Source organism: Rhizobium sp. A37_96 (genome assembly GCF_053521765.1).
In genome coordinates this window covers 297,623-315,731 of record NZ_JBNWDS010000004.1, presented here as the reverse complement: position 1 = coordinate 315,731, position 18,109 = coordinate 297,623, and the positions used below count along the sequence as shown (strand labels likewise).

General features: G+C 62.6%; 19 protein-coding genes. 9 read left to right on the top strand and 10 right to left on the bottom strand.

Features of this window, described 5'->3' with window-relative positions:
• Window positions 1–3 precede the first annotated feature (3 nt).
• From ACQZ6J_RS15265 to ACQZ6J_RS15255, 3 genes are all read right to left on the bottom strand, one after another.
• Entirely contained in the window at window positions 4–411 is a 408-nt protein-coding gene (locus tag ACQZ6J_RS15265) for a PIN domain-containing protein (RefSeq protein WP_163987369.1), read from the bottom strand.
• A 1-nt stretch (window position 412) separates the two neighbouring features.
• Complete coding sequence (locus ACQZ6J_RS15260; protein WP_449084665.1) at window positions 413–646, bottom strand: AbrB/MazE/SpoVT family DNA-binding domain-containing protein; 234 nt, start codon at window positions 644–646, stop codon at window positions 413–415.
• A gap of 89 nt (window positions 647–735) precedes the next feature.
• Window positions 736–1,350 carry a single stranded DNA-binding domain-containing protein gene (locus tag ACQZ6J_RS15255; RefSeq protein ID WP_163987181.1) on the bottom strand — a complete coding sequence of 205 codons (615 nt, stop codon included), beginning with the start codon at window positions 1,348–1,350 and terminating at the stop codon, window positions 736–738.
• Between the two features lie 311 nt (window positions 1,351–1,661).
• Between ACQZ6J_RS15255 and ACQZ6J_RS15250 the strand changes: the two genes are divergently transcribed.
• Complete coding sequence (locus ACQZ6J_RS15250; protein WP_204326573.1) at window positions 1,662–1,817, top strand: hypothetical protein; 156 nt, start codon at window positions 1,662–1,664, stop codon at window positions 1,815–1,817.
• Between the two features lie 12 nt (window positions 1,818–1,829).
• On the opposite strand, the gene hutC is transcribed toward ACQZ6J_RS15250, so the two are convergent.
• A complete protein-coding gene (gene hutC, locus ACQZ6J_RS15245) occupies window positions 1,830–2,549 on the bottom strand; it encodes a histidine utilization repressor (protein ID WP_449084714.1) in 720 nt (239 codons plus the stop codon).
• Window positions 2,550–2,628: 79 nt separating this feature from the next.
• Window positions 2,629–3,972 (bottom strand): formimidoylglutamate deiminase, encoded by a 1,344-nt coding sequence (locus ACQZ6J_RS15240; protein WP_449084664.1) that lies wholly within the window; start codon window positions 3,970–3,972, stop codon window positions 2,629–2,631.
• A 101-nt stretch (window positions 3,973–4,073) separates the two neighbouring features.
• Here ACQZ6J_RS15240 and hutI point away from each other — a divergent pair, with 101 nt between their 5' ends.
• The 7 genes from hutI (at window position 4,074) to ACQZ6J_RS15205 (ending at window position 12,014) form a co-directional block, all read left to right on the top strand.
• Window positions 4,074–5,330 carry an imidazolonepropionase gene (gene hutI / locus ACQZ6J_RS15235; protein ID WP_449084663.1) on the top strand — a complete coding sequence of 419 codons (1,257 nt, stop codon included), beginning with the start codon at window positions 4,074–4,076 and terminating at the stop codon, window positions 5,328–5,330.
• A complete protein-coding gene (hutH, locus tag ACQZ6J_RS15230) occupies window positions 5,327–6,862 on the top strand; it encodes a histidine ammonia-lyase (protein ID WP_449084662.1) in 1,536 nt (511 codons plus the stop codon). The genes hutI and hutH overlap by 4 nt, the downstream gene beginning before the upstream one ends.
• Before the next feature lies 1 nt (window position 6,863).
• A complete protein-coding gene (hutU, locus tag ACQZ6J_RS15225; RefSeq protein WP_113359079.1) occupies window positions 6,864–8,549 on the top strand; it encodes a urocanate hydratase in 1,686 nt (561 codons plus the stop codon).
• 1 nt (window position 8,550) lies between these two features.
• Window positions 8,551–9,120, top strand: coding sequence for a HutD/Ves family protein (locus ACQZ6J_RS15220; protein ID WP_449084661.1), 570 nt, complete (start codon window positions 8,551–8,553; stop codon window positions 9,118–9,120).
• A gap of 183 nt (window positions 9,121–9,303) precedes the next feature.
• Entirely contained in the window at window positions 9,304–9,966 is a 663-nt protein-coding gene (locus ACQZ6J_RS15215) for a sulfite oxidase-like oxidoreductase (protein ID WP_449084660.1), read from the top strand.
• 198 nt (window positions 9,967–10,164) lie between these two features.
• On the top strand, window positions 10,165–11,604 hold the full coding sequence (locus ACQZ6J_RS15210) for an MFS transporter (RefSeq protein ID WP_449084659.1): 1,440 nt from the start codon (window positions 10,165–10,167) through the stop codon (window positions 11,602–11,604).
• Between the two features lie 104 nt (window positions 11,605–11,708).
• The gene (locus tag ACQZ6J_RS15205; protein ID WP_163987173.1) at window positions 11,709–12,014 is read left to right on the top strand and encodes a hypothetical protein; all 306 of its coding nucleotides are present in this window, start codon (window positions 11,709–11,711) and stop codon (window positions 12,012–12,014) included.
• A 42-nt stretch (window positions 12,015–12,056) separates the two neighbouring features.
• Here the strand turns inward: ACQZ6J_RS15205 and ACQZ6J_RS15200 are convergent, their stop codons facing one another.
• Together ACQZ6J_RS15200 and ACQZ6J_RS15195 are read right to left on the bottom strand one after the other, a co-directional pair.
• On the bottom strand, window positions 12,057–12,452 hold the full coding sequence (locus ACQZ6J_RS15200; RefSeq protein ID WP_449084658.1) for a type II toxin-antitoxin system VapC family toxin: 396 nt from the start codon (window positions 12,450–12,452) through the stop codon (window positions 12,057–12,059).
• Window positions 12,452–12,679 carry a type II toxin-antitoxin system VapB family antitoxin gene (locus tag ACQZ6J_RS15195; RefSeq protein ID WP_163987171.1) on the bottom strand — a complete coding sequence of 76 codons (228 nt, stop codon included), beginning with the start codon at window positions 12,677–12,679 and terminating at the stop codon, window positions 12,452–12,454. The genes ACQZ6J_RS15200 and ACQZ6J_RS15195 overlap by 1 nt, the downstream gene beginning before the upstream one ends.
• A gap of 170 nt (window positions 12,680–12,849) precedes the next feature.
• On the opposite strand from ACQZ6J_RS15195, the gene ACQZ6J_RS15190 reads away from it, so the two are divergent.
• Complete coding sequence (locus tag ACQZ6J_RS15190; protein ID WP_449084657.1) at window positions 12,850–14,040, top strand: acetyl-CoA C-acyltransferase; 1,191 nt, start codon at window positions 12,850–12,852, stop codon at window positions 14,038–14,040.
• Between the two features lie 244 nt (window positions 14,041–14,284).
• On the opposite strand, the gene ACQZ6J_RS15185 is transcribed toward ACQZ6J_RS15190, so the two are convergent.
• The 3 genes from ACQZ6J_RS15185 to ACQZ6J_RS15175 form a co-directional block, all read right to left on the bottom strand.
• Window positions 14,285–14,518, bottom strand: a complete 234-nt coding sequence (locus ACQZ6J_RS15185; protein WP_449084656.1) for a hypothetical protein — start codon at window positions 14,516–14,518, stop codon at window positions 14,285–14,287.
• A gap of 635 nt (window positions 14,519–15,153) precedes the next feature.
• Window positions 15,154–15,540 (bottom strand): Cu(I)-responsive transcriptional regulator, encoded by a 387-nt coding sequence (gene cueR / locus ACQZ6J_RS15180; protein ID WP_449084655.1) that lies wholly within the window; start codon window positions 15,538–15,540, stop codon window positions 15,154–15,156.
• Window positions 15,541–15,550: 10 nt separating this feature from the next.
• Complete coding sequence (locus tag ACQZ6J_RS15175) at window positions 15,551–18,058, bottom strand: heavy metal translocating P-type ATPase (protein ID WP_449084654.1); 2,508 nt, start codon at window positions 18,056–18,058, stop codon at window positions 15,551–15,553.
• Window positions 18,059–18,109: the final 51 nt, after the last annotated feature.

Here is an 18,109-nt window from a genome sequence, read left to right as displayed (position 1 = left end):
CTCTCAGCTCTCCTGTGGGCTGATGAGCGTGACAGACCTGAAATAGGTCCGGAAGCGTCTCGTATCGCGCGTCAGGAGAGGCAGGCCGTTGATGGCCGCATGGGCACCAATGAAGAAATCGGGCAGGACGCCACTGCGTGTCCCGCCCGATTTCCTGTATTGAGCGAAAACCTTGGCAGCAAGGAAAAGCGCCGCGCGCGGAATCGGCGTTACGCTGAGCCCGGTCTCGGCAAGCATGTCGTCGAGATCTTCGATCCTGTCATAGCGCGCGGAAATTTCCGCATAGACGACGTCATTGATACACAAAGGGCCGAGAAGACTTGCGGCGTCGAGTTGCGCGAGCGACCAGTCGTACCACACAGGATCATTCGTAATGATATCCAGCAATATGTTGGAATCGACGAAAATCACGTCAGTCGTCGCCGCGCGTCAACGCCATGATTTCATCCGTGGTCATTCCTTTTCCGGCATGACCACGGAATTTGGCGAATCGGCTGGTCTGCTTCTGCGCATCCACCGGGACGACGGCGATATTGCCATCGGGCAACCGGCGAAAATCGACCTGGCTTCCAGGTCCGATCCCAAGCATGTCGCGAACGGCCTTGGGAATGGTAACCTGTCCTTTTGCCGTTATGGTCGTGCTCATCCGTTCCTCGGTAATAACTCTCTAAGCGAAGGTATTACTCCCGGCGATGGAATTCAAGGCTGCCAAGCCGTCAGCGGCCTGCTCGACGATCACATCGGCGGCATGGTTCCGTTGAGGCCGACAGCGACGCGGTCGGCGGAAACGGTGGAATCGCTATTTCGTTCTCCGGTGATGAAGACGCCGGCGCCGGGCTTCAGATCGGCTTTCGTCGCCGACGTCAGCGTCACGACGGGCGTGCCCTTCGGAATGTTGATCTTGCGCTGGCCACCCTTGTAGGTGAGCGTCAAGGTCGGGCCGTTGACCGAGGTCACGGCGTTGGCGACCGTGGCGTTGGTCATCGAACCGTTCGGCGCGGAATCCCAGGGACGGTCGCCTTCGCCCGTTCCCTTCATCGAAACGGGGAAAATGACCACTTCGATGGCGCCGTTGATGCCGCTGTCGGTCGGCTGCGAAGCGATGCCGACGAAATCGCCGGGCTTGATGTCGCCGACGGCCGCCTGGACGACGCCGCCGACGTTCCAGCCGGATTTCAGCGCGACCGTCACGTCCTTGCCGTCGCGGGACTTGACCTTGAGCGTGTCGCCATCGAGGCTTTCCACGGTGCCGCGCACTTTGACGCGCTCGGCGGCGTAAGTGCTTTGCGAGGCGGCGAGCATGGCTATGGTGAGCGTCAGCGCACCCGCGATCAGACGTTTGCGATGCATGGGCAGTGTCTCCCTTGAATGTCGGCCGCGCGATGTGCCGGTCGCCTTGGATACGAAGCTTGGAACTGATGGATGGCAGGCCGCGTGCCGGGCCTGAAGCCATCCGCGCCGCGATCCTATGCGCGGCTTCCCTTCTTCGCCATTCAAACAAGCGTGAGACGGCCGCCGAGAGCAGCGAGGCCAGAAATTCTTGGAAAAGCCGGCTATTTCATGGAACGTCAAGCATTGCTTAACGTTTACCAGTAGACTGCGCTGGTTATCTCGAATTCCCTATCGCGCATTGCGCTGGGCTGGGGAGATTGGAGAACGACATGACCGCGATTCGTCCGTTATTGATCGGAATCCTGTTGATTCTGACGCTGGTTCTGATTGCGCTCAGTATTCTGCTCGTCAATCCAAACCACCCGCTTCGCCAATCCGACAGCCTTATCCCGATGCAGACCGAGCCTGTTCAGCAGCGGCCATAGCGACGGCATGTTTCAGCTTGATGGCGTAAAGCGCGCCACCAGGCTATGGCGATCGCCCGGATAGGTGAGGCGGACATGGGTTATCGGGCCGGCGGCGCTCCAGGTGCGTCGTTCGACCACGAGGCAGGCGGTGCCCTTCTGGACATCCAGGTTCGCGGCGGCATCGCTTTCTGCGGCGATGGCGCGAATCTGATGTTCGGCGGTGCTCCACGGGACCTGGTTGATGAGCCAGGGTCCCGGCGGCAATGTCGCGAAATCGGCATCCGCGGCCTCCGGCACGGCATCGAGATTGATGACGCGATCCTCCACGCAGAAGGGGCGGGGGCCCGCATAGTGAATGCAGGTGATCTCCAGCACCGGAAGCGAGCCGACATATTGCAGCCTGCGCGCGTCCTCGGCCCGTCCGTTCCGCTTCACAAGCTTCGTCAGCTTGTGCGAATAGGGCAGATTGAGCGACAGGACCTCCGACTTGATGTCGTGGATCTCCAGCACGGCGGATTGCGCCTGCGGATGGGTGACGAAACTGCCCGAGCGCTTGCGCCGCTCGATGAGGCCGGCCCGTGCAAGCTGGGTCAACACCTTGTTCACCGTCATGCGCGAGCAGTCATATTGTTCCGCCAGGTCTATTTCGAACGGAATGCGATGCCCCGGCGGCCAGGCGCCGGAGACGATCTGGCCCTCGATATCGCTGAGGATACGCTGATGCAGAGTCGCCTCTTTGCCTGTCGTCATGCCGCCCGTCTGTTCCGTGTAAGACATGGGATTTCCCGCAAGTTATTTAGGGGGCAATCGATGGGAGGGAAAGCGCTTTTTAACCGATGAGTTCGGCCATTGCCTTGCGGAAGCGCGCGGAAATCGCCTCTCTCTTCTGATGACGACCGCCAGCGACCTGCTTTTGGCCCAGCGTCCAGACGCCGTCGACCGTGACGCCGCCGGCAAAGGTCCAATGATCGAGAATGCGATCGCCGGCAAGGTAGGGTGCCGCGCTGATATCGAGCGAAACGATGTCGGCATAGTTGCCGACGGCGAGCCCTGCCGGAGCTTTCAGGGCGATGCCGCCGCCCACCAGGGCGCCGTCGAACAGCATGCGCGCCGTCGACCCGCCAGGGGCGGCGATGACGTTGCGGGCGCGCAGCGCCAGACGCTGCGAATATTCGAGTTGCCGCAGCTCCTGCGGGACCGAAATCAGGATGTTGGAATCGGAGCCGACGCCGTAACGGCCGCCTTCCTCCAGGAAGAGCGGGGCGGGGAAGACGCCATCGCCGAGATTGGCTTCGGTGATCGGGCAGAGGCCGGCAATCGCGCCGCTCCTCGCCATGCGCCGGGTTTCATCCTCGGTCATGTGCGTGGCGTGGATCAGGCACCAGCGGCTATCGACCGGGGCGTGATCGAGCAGCCATTGCACCGGCCGGGCGCCGGACCACGCGATGCAGTCCTCGACTTCCTTCACCTGCTCGGCAACGTGGATATGGATCGGTCCGTCGCCGGCGATGGGCACGAGCTTTGCCAGCTCCTCGGGCGTGACGGCGCGCAGGCTGTGCGGCGCAATGCCGAGCTCGGCGCCCGGCAGGCGGTTCGTCACCGTGCGGCAGCCGGCCATCAGCGCCTCGAAGCTTTCGATCGAGTTGATGAAGCGCCGCTGGCCTTCGATGGGGGCGGCACCCCCGAAGCCGGAATGGGCATAGAAGACGGGCAGCAGCGTCAGCGCAATGCCGGTTTCGGCGCTGGCGGCGCCGATGCGCTCGGCCAGCTCGGCGATGTTGGCGTAAGGGCTGCCATCCTTGTCGTGGTGCAGGTAGTGGAATTCGCCGACGCGGGAGAAGCCAGCCTCCAGCATCTCCATATAGAGCTGCGCGGCGACGGCCTCGACATGATCGGGGGTCATCGACAGGGCGAACTTGTACATGACGGTGCGCCAGCTCCAGAAGCTGTCGTTGGCCGGGCCGCGGACTTCGGCAAGGCCGGCCATGGCGTGCTGGAAGGCATGGCTGTGCAGGTTCGGCACCGCGGGGACAAGAACATCCTGCCTGTCGTCGCTGCCTTCGGGCGCGACACCTGTCGCGATGGCGGCGATGCGGCCGCCTTCGAGGGTCAATCGCACATTTTCGTGCCATCCGTCGCCAAGCAATGCCGTGCGTGCATGAAGTGTCGTCATGGTCTCACCCTTTTCTTTCGGACGCAGAGTCCAAAATCCCTCTTGTCAGCCTTTCGAATATGTATATACATTATGAGCGAGAGAGGAAAGGCGTAAAGCTGATGCGTGGGAACAATTTTTCTGAAGATAGCAAGGAAAACGCGGCTACCAGCCGTGTGTGGCGCAATGCGCGTCTCGCGACCCTGAAAAAGGGCGAGGTCCGGCTCGGCACGATCGAGAAGGGCGCAATCCTGACCCGGGAAGGCCGCATCGTCTTTGCCGGCAATGAAGCCGACCTTCCCGACGTTGCCGGTGCCGAAAGCATCGATCTCGAGGGGCGCTGGGTTACACCCGGCCTCGTGGATTGCCATACACATATCATATATGGCGGCAATCGCGCTCGTGAATTCGAAATGCGGCTGGAAGGCGCGAGCTATGAAGAGATCGCCCGCGCCGGCGGCGGCATCGTCTCCTCCGTGAACGCGACGCGCGCGCTGTCGGTGGATGAGCTCGTTGCCGTCGCGCTGCCGCGCCTCGACACGCTGCTTTCCGAAGGCGTCACGACGGTCGAGGTGAAGTCGGGCTACGGCCTGAGCGTCGAATCCGAACTCAAGATGCTGCGGGCCGCCCGCAAGCTGGCCGAGATCCGCCCCGTTCGCGTCGTCACGTCCTATCTCGGCGCGCATGCGACGCCGGCGGACTACAAGGGCCGCAACGGCGACTATATAAACGATGTGGTGCTGCTAGGCCTGAAACAGGCGCACGCGGAAGGGCTTGTCGATGCGGTCGACGGTTTCTGCGAGGGGATCGCCTTTTCGACGGCGGAAATTGCCCGCGTCTTCGATCTCGCCAAGTCGCTCGGCATTCCGGTGAAGCTGCATGCGGAGCAGCTCACCAATCTCGGCGGTGCCAAGCTTGCCGCCTCCTATGGCGCGCTTTCCGCCGACCATCTCGAATATCTGGACGAGGATGGCGTGAACGCCATGGCGGCATCCGGCACCGTCGCCGTTCTCTTGCCCGGCGCCTTCTATGCCATCCACGAAAAGCAGAAGCCGCCGGTCGAGGCGCTGCGCAAGGCGGGCGTGCCGATCGCGGTCGCGACCGATTGCAATCCCGGTACGTCGCCGCTGACTTCGATGCTGCTGACCATGAACATGGCTGCGACGCTCTTCGGCCTGACCGTGGAAGAGTGCATCGCCGGCGCGACGCGCGAAGGCGCGCGTGCCCTCGGGCTCCTGTCCGAGACGGGCACGCTCGAGGCCGGAAAGTCGGCTGATTTTGCCATATGGGATGTCGAAAGCCTTGCGGAGCTTGTCTACCGCTTCGGCTTCAATCCCCTCCATGCCCATGTCTTCAAGGGAAAAAGGTTCTACCGATGACCATCGTTCTCCATCCAGGTTCCGTTTCGCTGCAGCAGTTGGCAGAGATCTACTGGGCCGGCGAGCCGGCTAGGCTCGATGCTTCCTTCGATGCCGGCATTGCCAAGGCGGCTGCCCGCATCGCCGAAATCGCGGCGGGAAATGCGCCGGTCTACGGCATCAACACCGGCTTCGGCAAACTGGCATCCATCAAGATCGACGCAGCCGATGTCGCCACCCTTCAACGCAATCTGATCCTTTCGCATTGCTGTGGCGTCGGCCAGCCGCTGCCCGAGAATGTCGTGCGCCTGATCATGTCGCTGAAGCTGGTTTCGCTCGGCCGCGGCGCTTCCGGCGTGCGGCTGGAGCTGGTGCGGCTGATCGAGGCCATGCTTGAAAAGGGTGTCGTGCCGGTCATCCCCGAAAAAGGCTCGGTCGGCGCGTCCGGCGATCTGGCGCCGCTGGCGCACATGACCGCCGTCATGATGGGTCACGGCGAGGCATTCTATGCCGGCGAGCGGCTCTCCGGCGCGGCAGCGCTCGAAAAGGCCGGCCTGAAGCCGGTCGTGCTTGCCGCCAAGGAAGGACTGGCGCTGATCAACGGCACGCAGGTTTCGACCGGGCTTGCGCTGGCCGGCCTCTTCCGCGCCCATCGCGCCGCTCAGGCAGCCCTTATCACCGGCGCCATGTCGACGGATGCGGCCATGGGGTCTTCGGCACCGTTCCATCCCGACATTCACACGCTGCGCGGCCATCAGGGCCAGATCGATACCGCATCGGCCCTGCGCGGCCTGCTTGCCGGTTCCGTGATCCGTGAAAGCCATATCGAAGGCGACGAGCGCGTGCAGGATCCCTATTGCATCCGCTGCCAGCCGCAGGTGGACGGCGCCTGCCTCGACCTCCTGCGTTCGGTCGGACGCACGCTCGAAATCGAAGCCAACGCCGTTACCGACAACCCGCTGGTGCTCTCGGACAATTCCGTCGTCTCCGGCGGTAATTTCCACGCCGAACCGGTGGCCTTCGCCGCCGACCAGATCGCCATCGCAGTCTGCGAAATCGGCGCAATCGCCCAGCGCCGTATCGCGCTGCTCGTCGATCCCGCGCTGAGCTACGGCCTGCCGGCCTTCCTCGCCAAGAAGCCGGGCCTGAATTCCGGCCTGATGATCGCCGAAGTGACCTCGGCTGCGCTGATGTCCGAAAACAAGCAGATGTCACACCCGGCCTCGGTCGACTCGACACCGACCTCGGCCAATCAGGAGGACCACGTATCCATGGCCTGCCATGGTGCGCGCCGCCTGCTCGGCATGACCGAAAACCTCTTCAACATCATCGGCATCGAGGCGCTGACGGCTGCCCAGGGTGTCGAGCTGCGCGCGCCGCTGACGACCAGCCCGGAATTGACGCTCGCCATATCCGCGATCCGTGCGGCCGTGCCTTCGCTGGACGAAGACCGCTACATGGCAAACGACCTGAAAGCCGCCGGCGAGCTGATCGCTTCCGGCGCACTCAATGCCTCGATTTCAACCGACATCCTGCCCTCTTTGGAGATGTGACATGACCAACCCACGCCATAACATTCGCGAAATCCGCGCACCCCGCGGCCCGGAACTCAACGCCAAGAGCTGGTTGACCGAAGCGCCGCTACGCATGCTGATGAACAACCTCGATCCGGACGTCGCCGAAAACCCGAACGAGCTGGTCGTTTACGGCGGTATCGGCCGCGCCGCCCGCACCTGGGACGATTTCGACCGTATCGCCGCGACGCTGAAGACGCTCAACGAAGACGAGACGCTGCTCGTGCAGTCGGGCAAGCCGGTCGCCGTGTTCCGCACCCACAAGGATGCGCCGCGCGTGCTCATCGCCAACTCGAACCTCGTGCCGCACTGGGCCACCTGGGATCACTTCAACGAGCTGGATAAGAAGGGCCTTGCCATGTACGGCCAGATGACGGCCGGCTCGTGGATCTATATCGGCACGCAGGGCATCGTGCAGGGCACCTACGAAACCTTCGTGGAAGCCGGCCGCCAGCATTATGACGGCAACCTCAAGGGCAAGTGGATCCTGACCGGCGGCCTCGGCGGCATGGGCGGCGCACAGCCGCTGGCAGCCGTCATGGCCGGCGCCTGCTGCCTCGCCGTCGAGAGCGACGAAACCCGCATCGATTTCCGCCTGCGCACCCGCTACGTCGATGAAAAGGCAAAGACGCTCGACGAAGCGCTTGCCCTGATCGACAAGTGGACGAAGGCCGGCGAAGCGAAGTCTGTCGGCCTGCTCGGCAATGCCGCGGAAATCTTCCCGGAACTCGTGAAGCGCATGAAGGCCGGCGGCCCGCGCCCCGATATCGTCACCGACCAGACCTCCGCCCACGACCCGCTGAACGGCTACCTGCCGGCCGGCTGGACAGTTGCCGAACACAGGGCCAAGCGCGAGAGCGATCCGAAGGCCGTCGAAGCTGCCGCCCGCGCCTCGATGAAGGTGCATGTCGAAGCCATGGTCGACTTCTGGAACGCCGGCGTTCCGACGCTCGACTACGGCAACAACATCCGCCAGGTCGCCAAGGACGAAGGCTTTGAAAACGCCTTCGCTTTCCCGGGCTTCGTGCCGGCTTACATCCGTCCTCTCTTCTGCCGCGGCATCGGCCCCTTCCGCTGGGCTGCTCTCTCGGGCGATCCGGAGGATATCTACAAGACCGACGCCAAGGTGAAGGAACTCACCCCCGGCAACACCCACCTGCACAACTGGCTGGACATGGCGCGTGAGCGCATCGCCTTCCAGGGCCTGCCGGCGCGCATTTGCTGGGTCGGTCTCGGCGATCGTCACCGCCTTGGCCTGGCCTTCAACGAAATGGTCAGGAATGGCGAGCTGAAGGCGCCCGTCGTCATCGGCCGCGACCATCTCGACTCCGGCTCGGTCGCTTCGCCGAACCGCGAAACCGAAGCCATGAAGGACGGCTCGGATGCCGTTTCCGACTGGCCGCTCTTGAACGCGCTGCTCAACACCGCCTCGGGCGCGACCTGGGTATCGCTGCACCACGGCGGCGGCGTCGGCATGGGCTTCAGCCAGCACTCGGGCATGGTCATCTGCGCCGACGGCACGGATGATGCAGCCCGCCGTCTGGAGCGCGTTCTCTGGAACGACCCGGCAACCGGCGTCATGCGCCATGCCGATGCCGGCTACGACATCGCCCTCGACTGGGCAAAGCAGCAGGGCCTGCGCCTGCCGGCTATCCTGGGGAACTAAGATGAAGCTGCTACGCGCCAATGACCACAAGCGCATGCCCTGGAAAAACGGTGGCGGGGAAACGGTGGAGATCGCCGTTTCGCCCGACGGTGCCGGGCTTGCCGAATTCGACTGGCGCGTCAGCATGGCGACCGTTGCCTCGGACGGACCGTTCTCGGTCTTTCCGGGCATCGATCGTACACTATCCATTCTGGAGGGAGAGGGCATGACCCTCTTCATCGAAGGCCGCGTGCCCGAGCGCCTGACACAGGCAAGCGCGCCGCTTCCCTTTGCGGCCGATGCCCCGACGTCGGCCAATTTGATCGACGGGACGATCACCGATCTCAACGTCATGACGCGGCGAGGCCGCTTCACGCATTCCGTGCGGCGCGTTTCCGTTGACGGAACTGTCAGTCTTGCTTCCCGGCGAGGCGTGACCCTTATCCTTTGTCATCGTGGTCACGCTGAAATCGCCAAGCTTTCGCTTTCGGCACTGGATTGCCTTCTTCTGGACGCAGGCGGACAGGAAACAAGCGTCTCCGGAAAAGCGGAGCTGTTTCAGATCGATATTCAGGCCAATCGTCTACGCTAGGCGGGGATAACCAGCCGAAGCGATGCGCGCGATAGAAGGCCATCGCTATGTTGTAGATGTCTGAATAGCGCCGGTCGAACAGACCGGCGTTGATTTGAGCTTGTTGGAATTGGGTTGAATTGATTGTCTTGACACTCGAGCCTCTGTGCAGCTCCATTGGCGGCAGTGTCAGAGGATGCTTCCATGAGCGACGATGAGATCCCCGCCGATAGCAAGCTCACCACGTCCAAGCGCCGTTGGGCGGCGGAGGGCAAGTTTCTGACCGGGCGCATCAGCCGGCCCGAGACCGAGCGGCTGCCGCCGGGGCAGCATCTCGTGAAAAACTGGCCGGTGCTTGATCTCGGGGAGCAGCCGCATGTCTCACTGTCGAGCTGGCGGCTCGATGTATTTGGCTTCGTGGAAAAGCGGCTCAGCCTCGATTGGGCTGCTTTTCAGGCAATCGAGCAAAGCACCCGTGTCAGCGACATCCATTGCGTGACGACCTGGTCGCGCTACGACAATCGCTGGGAAGGGGTTTCGACGCGTGATCTCCTTGATCTCGCCATGCCGACGGCCGAGGCGCATCATGTGCTGCTGACCAGCTATGACGGCTATACCACCAACCTGCCGCTTTCGGATTTCGCGGCCGAGGACGCGATCCTCGCCACCGCCTGGGAGGGCAAGCCGCTGGCCGGCGAGCATGGCGGCCCGATGCGCCTGGTCGTGCCGCATCTCTATTTCTGGAAGAGCGCCAAGTGGCTGAGCCGCATCGAGCTCATCGGCGCCGACAGGGCCGGCTTCTGGGAGAAGAACGGCTATCATATGTATGGCGACCCCTGGCGGGAGCAGCGCTACTCGGACGATTGATTCGGGCACGACGGGGCCGCCAGGCCGTGCGGTGGATGCAAGCGCGAAAGAGATCGCGATTTCCTATGTTATGCCGATTTTGATGGCGCCGACGTGGCTTTGCGGCTTTGCAAGCCGCCGCGATGGGCGTATTCAATGATGGTATGATTGTTGCCGGAGTACCGGCCCCTTTAACGCCCTTCTCTGAAATTTCATGCCATGACCGTTGCCAGGACCACAGATCAGCCTTCCGAAGCAAGTTTCGGCCGGCAGTCCCGCATCATCGCCCTCGTCGTCGCCGTCTCCTTCTTCATGCAGATTCTCGACGGCACCATCGTCACCACGTCGTTGCCGCAGATGGCGAAAACGTTTGGTGTCGAGCCGGTCTCGATGAGCATCGGCATCACGGTCTACCTGCTGACCATGGCGGCTTTCGTGCCGCTTGCCGGCTGGGCGGGCGATCGCTACGGCGCAAGGCGGGTGTTTCTCGCGTCGATCACCATCTTCACCGTGGCATCGCTGTTTTGCGGTTTGTCGGGCAATCTCACCGAATTCATCATCGCCCGCGCCGTCCAGGGCGTCGGCAGTGCGCTGATGACGCCGGTGGGGCGCATCATCGTGCTGAAAAACGCGCGTAAATCCGATCTCGTACACGCCATGTCGATGATCACCTGGCCGGCGCTGACCGCTCCCGTCATCGGCCCGGTGCTCGGCAGCTTCATCACCACCTATTTCAGCTGGCACTGGAACTTCCTGATCAACATCCCGATCGGCATCATCGGTCTCGGTCTCGTCCTGCGCTTCGTGCCGGACCAGCGGGAGGAGAAGGTCGCGCGGCTGGATTTCATCGGTTTCCTGCAATCGGCTGCCGGGCTGACGTTTCTGCTCGCCGGTCTGGAATTCGTGGTTCAGGGCACTACCGGACTGGCGCCCAGCATCGGGCTCGTTGCCGCGGGCGTGGTTTTCTCGGTTGTCGCGACCAGGCATTTCATGAAGGTCGATGCGCCCTTGCTCGATCTCTCCGCTTTCAAGGTGCAGACCTTCGCCATGTCGACGCTTTCGGCCGGCACGGCAAGCCGCGTCGCGATCAATGCCACGCCCTTCCTCATTCCGCTGCTCTTCCAGGTCGGTTTCGGCCGCACGGCGATCAACGCCGGCACCTATCTGCTCTTCTATTTCGCCGGCAATCTCGGCATGAAGGCGATCACGACGCAGATGCTGAGAGCCTTCGGCTTCCGCGACGTGCTCGTCGTCAATGGCCTGATCTCGTCGGCCAGCATTGCCGCATGTGCGTTTCTATCGCCTTCCACGCCGGATTTGCTGATATATTGCCTGCTATTCATTGCCGGCCTTTCGCGATCGATGAACTTCACGGCGCTGAATACGCTCGGCTTTGCCGATATCCATGCCGCACAGCGCAGTTCCGCTTCGACATTATCGAGCATGCTGCAGCAGGTGTCGCTGTTGCTCGGCGTTGCCGTGGCGGCCGCGGTGCTTAATCTTTCACGTACGTTTCATGGGGGTGAAACGCTCTCGCTTGTCGATTTTCGCTGGGCTTTCCTCGTCGTTGGCCTTATCGGTGGCATCTCCGCATTGCGTTTTATCAGCCTGCCGCACGATGCCGGCGCAGAGGTGTCCCGCCACAAAGTGAAGACCTGATCAAAACCTTCAAACTCTTAACGATATTGAGACGCAAGCCGCTGTAAAAATGGCTTGCCAGTTCCCATATGAATTTCGCAACAACTCCCATAGGAGGCAGTCCCATGCTGCTTAGAACCCTCGCTATCTCCGCTCTCGTTGTCGGCATGTCCAGCGCCGCCATGGCGGAGCAGGTGCACAAGCATCATCCCAAGCGCGTCAATGTCGAGGCGTTCCAGGCCGATGTCGGCAATGTCGATCATTCGAAGGATGCAATTCTTCCGGACGGCACGATCAATACCGACCCGTCGGTGACCGGCCCGATCCGCGCCGGTGACTCGATTTCCCGGCTGCAATGCGCCGCTGCCCCCAACTCCGTCGGTGCACGTTCGAACACGTTCTCCGCAGGCTCGGCCTCGCTTTGCCCGTAACGGCTGGATGGTATCGAGCCGGCTTCGCCCACTCGGGGCGGCCTAGGCCAGTTCGATATCGGTCTGCTTGAACCGGTCGCTTTTCGACAATAGCGGCTGGCGGTAATAGCGAGCGCAGGCATAGGTCATGCAATCGTCAAGGCTGAGGCGTGCCGAATGGCTGTCTTGGCCGTAGTGTTCGTAAGCCTCGGTCGCCAGTGCGGCGGCGCGGGGCGGCACGGCAAGCTGCTGAATGTTCATGAGCTGCAGAAACGTGCGGACAGCTTCGCCGGCCTCGGTCGGCGATAATCCCAAAATGGCGGACACCAGGATTGCGGCATTCACAACCGCAAGCGGCGACGTCATTCGCGCCGTTGCCGGCTGCATGCGGATGGCGAAGGCGCGCGCCTCCTCTTCGTCGGTCATCATTGCCGACAGCACCGAAGCGTCGATAAACATCAAACGTCTCCCGTCGTGCCGGCATTCTCGCCCTTGGCAGTGGCTTTCTGCTTGAGATTACGGCAGAAGGCGACGGCGACATCGGCAAGGGCCGGTTTCGTCAGTTCTTCATCCAGTGCCTTCTGCAAGGCCAGTCGCACCGCCTCGGTCTTGGTGGGAGCTTTGGTCAGGGCCTGATAGCGCCGGGCCAGCCGATCGATGGCGTCGTCCTTGATGTAAAGCGGCATGGAATATCCTTTCAATTTTTGCGGATATCCTTAAGGCGTATATGCCGGGAGGGCAATCGCATCCGTCTGCGGCCTTGAGTTCATCTTTTGCGATATTTAGATGACGGACATCATCTAACGTGGTAGCAATAGCGTTCAAAGATGCCGTTCGCTGACCGTGAGGAGTTGTCATGCCCGCTATCGATCCTGTCGTGATTGTGTCCGCCACGCGCACGCCGCTTGGCCGTTTCCAGGGAGAGCTCGCTTCGCTGCAGGCGCCCGAGCTTGGTGCCCATGTCATCCGCGCCGCGCTGGAGCGCGCCGGCCTTTCGGCAGAGAGGGTGGACGAGGTTCTGTTCGGCTGCGTCCTGCCTGCGGGGCAGGGACAGGCGCCGGCACGGCAGGCTGCGCGCGGGGCCGGCCTGCCGGATGCGGTCGGCGCCACCACCATCAACAAGGTCTGCGGCTCCGGCATGAAGGCGACCATGCTGGCGCATGACCTCATTCTTGCCGGATCGGCCTCCATCGCGGTCGCCGGCGGCATGGAGTCGATGTCGAATGCGCCCTATCTGCTCGCCAAGGCACGCGGCGGCTATCGCATGGGCCACGACCGCATCTTCGACCATATGATGCTCGACGGGCTGGAGGATGCCTATGAAAAGGGCCGCTCCATGGGCGATTTCGGCGAGATGGCGGTCGAGGCCTATCAGTTCAGCCGCGCCGATCAGGATGCCTATGCGGTCGAGACCCTGTCGCGTGCCCGCAAGGCGCTGGAAACGGGCGCTTTCGAGGCGGAGATCACGCCGGTTTCGGTGATGGCCAAGGGCGGTCCGGTCACCGTTGCCAGGGACGAGCATCCGCAGAAGGTGTCGCCGGAAAAGATCCCGACACTGAAACCCGCGTTCCGCAAGGACGGCACCATCACGGCCGCCAGCGCTTCCGCCAATGCCGACGGTGCGGCAGCCCTGATCCTGACGCGCCGTTCGATCGCCGAGCGCGAGGGTTTGCCCATTCTCGCCGAGATCAAGGCCCATGCCACGCACAGCCAAGAGCCGGCCTGGTACACGACGGCGCCGATCCCGGCGATCCGCAAGGTGCTCGACAAGACGGGATGGAAGGTCGGCGATGTCGATCTGTTCGAGATCAACGAGGCCTTCGCCGTCGTCGCCATGGCGGCGGCAAAGGATCTCGGCATCGAGCGCGATCGACTCAACGTCAACGGCGGCGCCTGCGCCCTCGGCCACCCCATCGGCGCCACGGGCGCGCGCCTGATCGTGACGCTGCTGCATGCGCTCGAACGTCAAGGCGCCAGGCGCGGTGTCGCAGCACTCTGCATCGGCGGCGGCGAGGCGACGGCGATTGCGGTGGAGAGGGTTGGATAGGCGTCGCTTCAGGCGCGCTTGTTTCATCGGTGTCGGTGGACTGGCCCTTACCCTAGCTTCTCCTCGCAGGTGAGGAAGGGACGACCGCGCGACAAACTGCCTATGCAAAGGTCCGGCTTTATGCAGTGAATACCATCAGTATCGACTTCGGCCCAAACTGGTCATTACAGAATGGACCGCGCATGTCTGAGATGGAGTGGCAATAAATATAACAGCTTTGCCGCCCAAAGGCACTGCAAATCGCTCACCCGTTATAGGCATATATTACGCGCAACTCGTTGGGAACTATGATGATCAGGCCAATTCGCCCATAGGCGTAATAGCTTCCCGGCGTAAATAAGGCGCGGTTGATCATGTCCTCCCACGTCTTCTCCAAGGGAATAGAGAACCCATACTTGTTAAGGTAGTCGCCAATACCGGGGGAGGTCCAATACTTGTGGCCTTCATAAGACGCCGAACCCCAATCGTCATCGATCATCAATGGCGTTTCGTGCCAATCGGTGTACCTTCCGTGCCACCCCTCCCGAATGTTTCGCGGCAATTTTTCCAGGTAGTCTATCCCACGAGCCTTCAGTTGCGCAGCAGCTGAGGCAGGCAATTGGAAGACCAATAGCCCTGTCTCATTTCCGCCTGGGCCGAAGCCCCACGACTGCTCCGTAACATATAGAACATTTGAAACATTTAATGCTTCTGGAACAAAACTGAGGTGATGGTCCCTGATGTATAGCTGGCACCCTACCCACGGTATTCCAACTATCAGAACGACGACAACGGCGCATTTCCAATATTTCGCCATATTATTCTTTGTCTTCCGCCTAGTGATCCTTTGATTGCGACCAGTCAGTGGCTGTGTTCAAGTGCTCCGGGTGCCACTTTGAAGGTCCGAAATGGATCTTAGGTTACCATTTATGCAAGCTTATTCTGGCGGCTGCAATTGGCGCAAAGCTGCTACAAATGCCGCGATCCTGACAGGTGGCACTCTCACCGAATTCCGCGAAGGTCGCAGGATAGGCAGCTGAAGCGCTTTCTTACCACCGGCGGGAGAGGCTGGGGTGGGGGTATCGAGCACCGCAGTAGCGGTAGGAATGCAGCCATCCAAACCGCCGTCCATTCTCACCCCTCCGACAACTCCTCCAAGATCGGACAGTCCGGCCGCTCGTTGCCGTGGCAGGCGTGGACGAGATGTTCCAGCGTGTGGCGCAGTTCCGTCAGTTCACGGATCTTGCGGTCGATTTCGATGAGTTTCGTGGCGGCGATGTCCTTGACGTCGGCGCTGGCGCGGCTCTTGTCTTCATAGAGCGCCAGCAGCTGCCGACACTCCTCCACCGAGAAGCCGAGGCTTCGCGAGCGGTGGAGAAAGCGCAGCTTGTGCACGTCGTCGGCGCCGTAGTCGCGGTAGCCGTTGTCGCTGCGGTCGGGTCGGATCAGTCCGATATCCTCGTAGTAGCGGATCGTCTTGGCCGGCAGGCCGGAGCGGCCGGATGCTTCGCCGATGTTCATCTTCTTCTCCCTATTTCGCGATCCGCAGCCGCAGGGCGTTGGCGATGACCGAGACCGAGGACAGGCTCATCGCCGCGGCCGCGATCATCGGCGACAGCAGCAGGCCGAAGACCGGATAGAGCACGCCTGCGGCCAGCGGCACGCCGAGCGCATTATAGCCGAAGGCGAAGGCAAGGTTCTGCTTGATGTTGCGGATCGTCGCTTCCGACAGGCGGCGTGCCCTGACGATACCGTTGAGATCGCCCTTCACCAGCGTAATGCCGGCGCTTTCCATGGCGACGTCAGCGCCGGTTCCCATGGCGATGCCGACATCGGCGGCGGCGAGCGCCGGCGCATCGTTGACACCATCGCCGGCCATGGCGACGACATGGCCCTTGGCCTGCAGCTCGTCGATCAGCGCCTTCTTGCCCTCGGGCAGCATGTCGGCGCGCACCTCGTCGATGCCGAGCTGCCTGGCGACCGCAGCGGCGGTTTTGCCATTGTCGCCGGTCGCCATGACGATCGTCAGGCCGCTCTCGTGCAGCGCCTTGATCGCGGCCGCGGTGGTCGGCTTGATCCGGTCGGCGACGGCGACAAGGCCGGCGAGCTTGTTGTCGATGGCGACGAACATCACGGTCTTGCCTTCGCCGCGCAGGCGCTCGGTCTCGGCCTTCAAGGCATCGGTCGCGACCGCAAGATCAGCCATCATCGCGGCATTGCCGAGGGCGATCGCGGTTTCGCCGGCGCGGCCTTCGACACCCTTGCCCGTGATCGCCGAGAAGCCGGAAACGTCGATGAAGCTTGCGCCGCGTTCCTCGGCACCGGCAACGATCGCTTCGGCGAGCGGATGTTCGGAGCCGCGTTCCAGGCTGGCTGCGAGCGATAGAAGGTGCGTCTCCTCGATGCCCGTCGTCGTGACGACGTCCGTGAGGTTCGGCTTGCCTTCGGTCAGGGTGCCGGTCTTGTCGACGATCAGCGTATCCACCTTCGCGAAGCGTTCCAGCGCCTCGGCGTCGCGCACCAGCACGCCTTCCTGTGCGCCGCGGCCCGTGGCGATCATGATCGACATGGGCGTCGCCAGCCCGAGCGCGCAGGGGCAGGCGATGATCAGCACCGCGACGGCGGCGAGCAGCGCATGCGCAAGGCGCGGCTCCGGCCCGACGAAGGCCCAGACGGCGAAGGCGACGATCGCGGCCGCGACCACGGCAGGCACGAAGACGGCGGAGACACGGTCGACCATCGTCTGGATCGGCGCGCGCGAGCGCTGCGCCTTGGCGACAAGCTCGACGATGCGCGACAGCGTCGTGTCGGCGCCGACCTTTTCGGCCTGCATGACGAGCGTGCCGTTCTTGTTGATCGTGCCGCCGGTCAAGGTATCGCCGCTGGCCTTTTCGACCGGCAGGGGCTCGCCCGTTATCATCGATTCATCGATGGTGGATTGCCCTTCGACGACGGAGCCATCAACCGGAACGCGCTCGCCGGGGCGTACGCGCAGCCGGTCGCCGGCCTGGATTTCGTCGACGGGCACATCGGTCTCGCCGCCGTCGGCGCCAATGCGGCGCGCCGTCTTGGGGGCAAGGTCGAGAAGCGCGCGGATGGCCGAGCCGGTGCGTTCGCGCGCCTTCAATTCCAGGACCTGGCCGACGAAGACCAGCGCGATGATGACCGAAGCGGCTTCGAAATAGACCGGCACGCTTTCGCCATGGCCGCGGAAACTCATGGGAAACAGGCCGGGGGCAAGCGTGGCAACGAGGCTATAGAGATAGGCGGCGCCGACGCCGAGGCCGATCAGCGTCCACATGTTGGGGCTGCGGTTGACGAGCGAGTTCCAGGCGCGGCGGAAGAAGGGCAGGGCTGCCCAGAGCACGACCGGCGTCGCGAGGATGAGTTCGACCCATGTGGCGAAGGGTTCGCCGATCCAGTCGCGCATGGGCAGGCCGATCATCGGGCCCATGCTGATGACAAGCAGCGGCAGCGACAAGGCGGCGCTGATCCACAGCCGGCGGGTGAAATCGACAAGCTCCGGATTCGGGCCTTCGTCGGCGGCCGGCACGCCCATGGGTTCCAGCGCCATGCCGCATTTCGGGCAATCGCCGGGATGGTCGCTGACGACTGCGGGATGCATCGGGCAGGTATAGAGCGTGCCCTTCGGCACTGGCTTGGTGGCCGGCCGGTTGCCATCGAGATAGGCCGAAGGGTCCGCTTCGAACTTCGCCTTGCAGCCGGCGGAGCAGAAATAGAATTTCTCGCCCTCATGTTTCAGAAAATGACGCGCCGTGGCGCGATCCACGCTCATGCCGCAGACCGGATCCTTGGCGGAAAGATAATTTTCCGGCGCAGCTTCGAATTTCGCATGGCAGCCGTTGCTGCAGAAGTGAAAGCTGCGGCCCTGATAGTCCAGCGATGGCTTTCCGGCGTTGGGATCGACGGTCATGCCGCAGACGGGATCGCGGATCACCGCATCCTGCGTCTGGGTGTCGTGATGGTGGTGATGACCGTGGCCGTGATGGCTGTGATCCTGCTCGTCGTGCAATGCCATATCGAACTCCTTTGCCCCGGTGGGGGGTATCGGATTGCTTTATGAACCTTC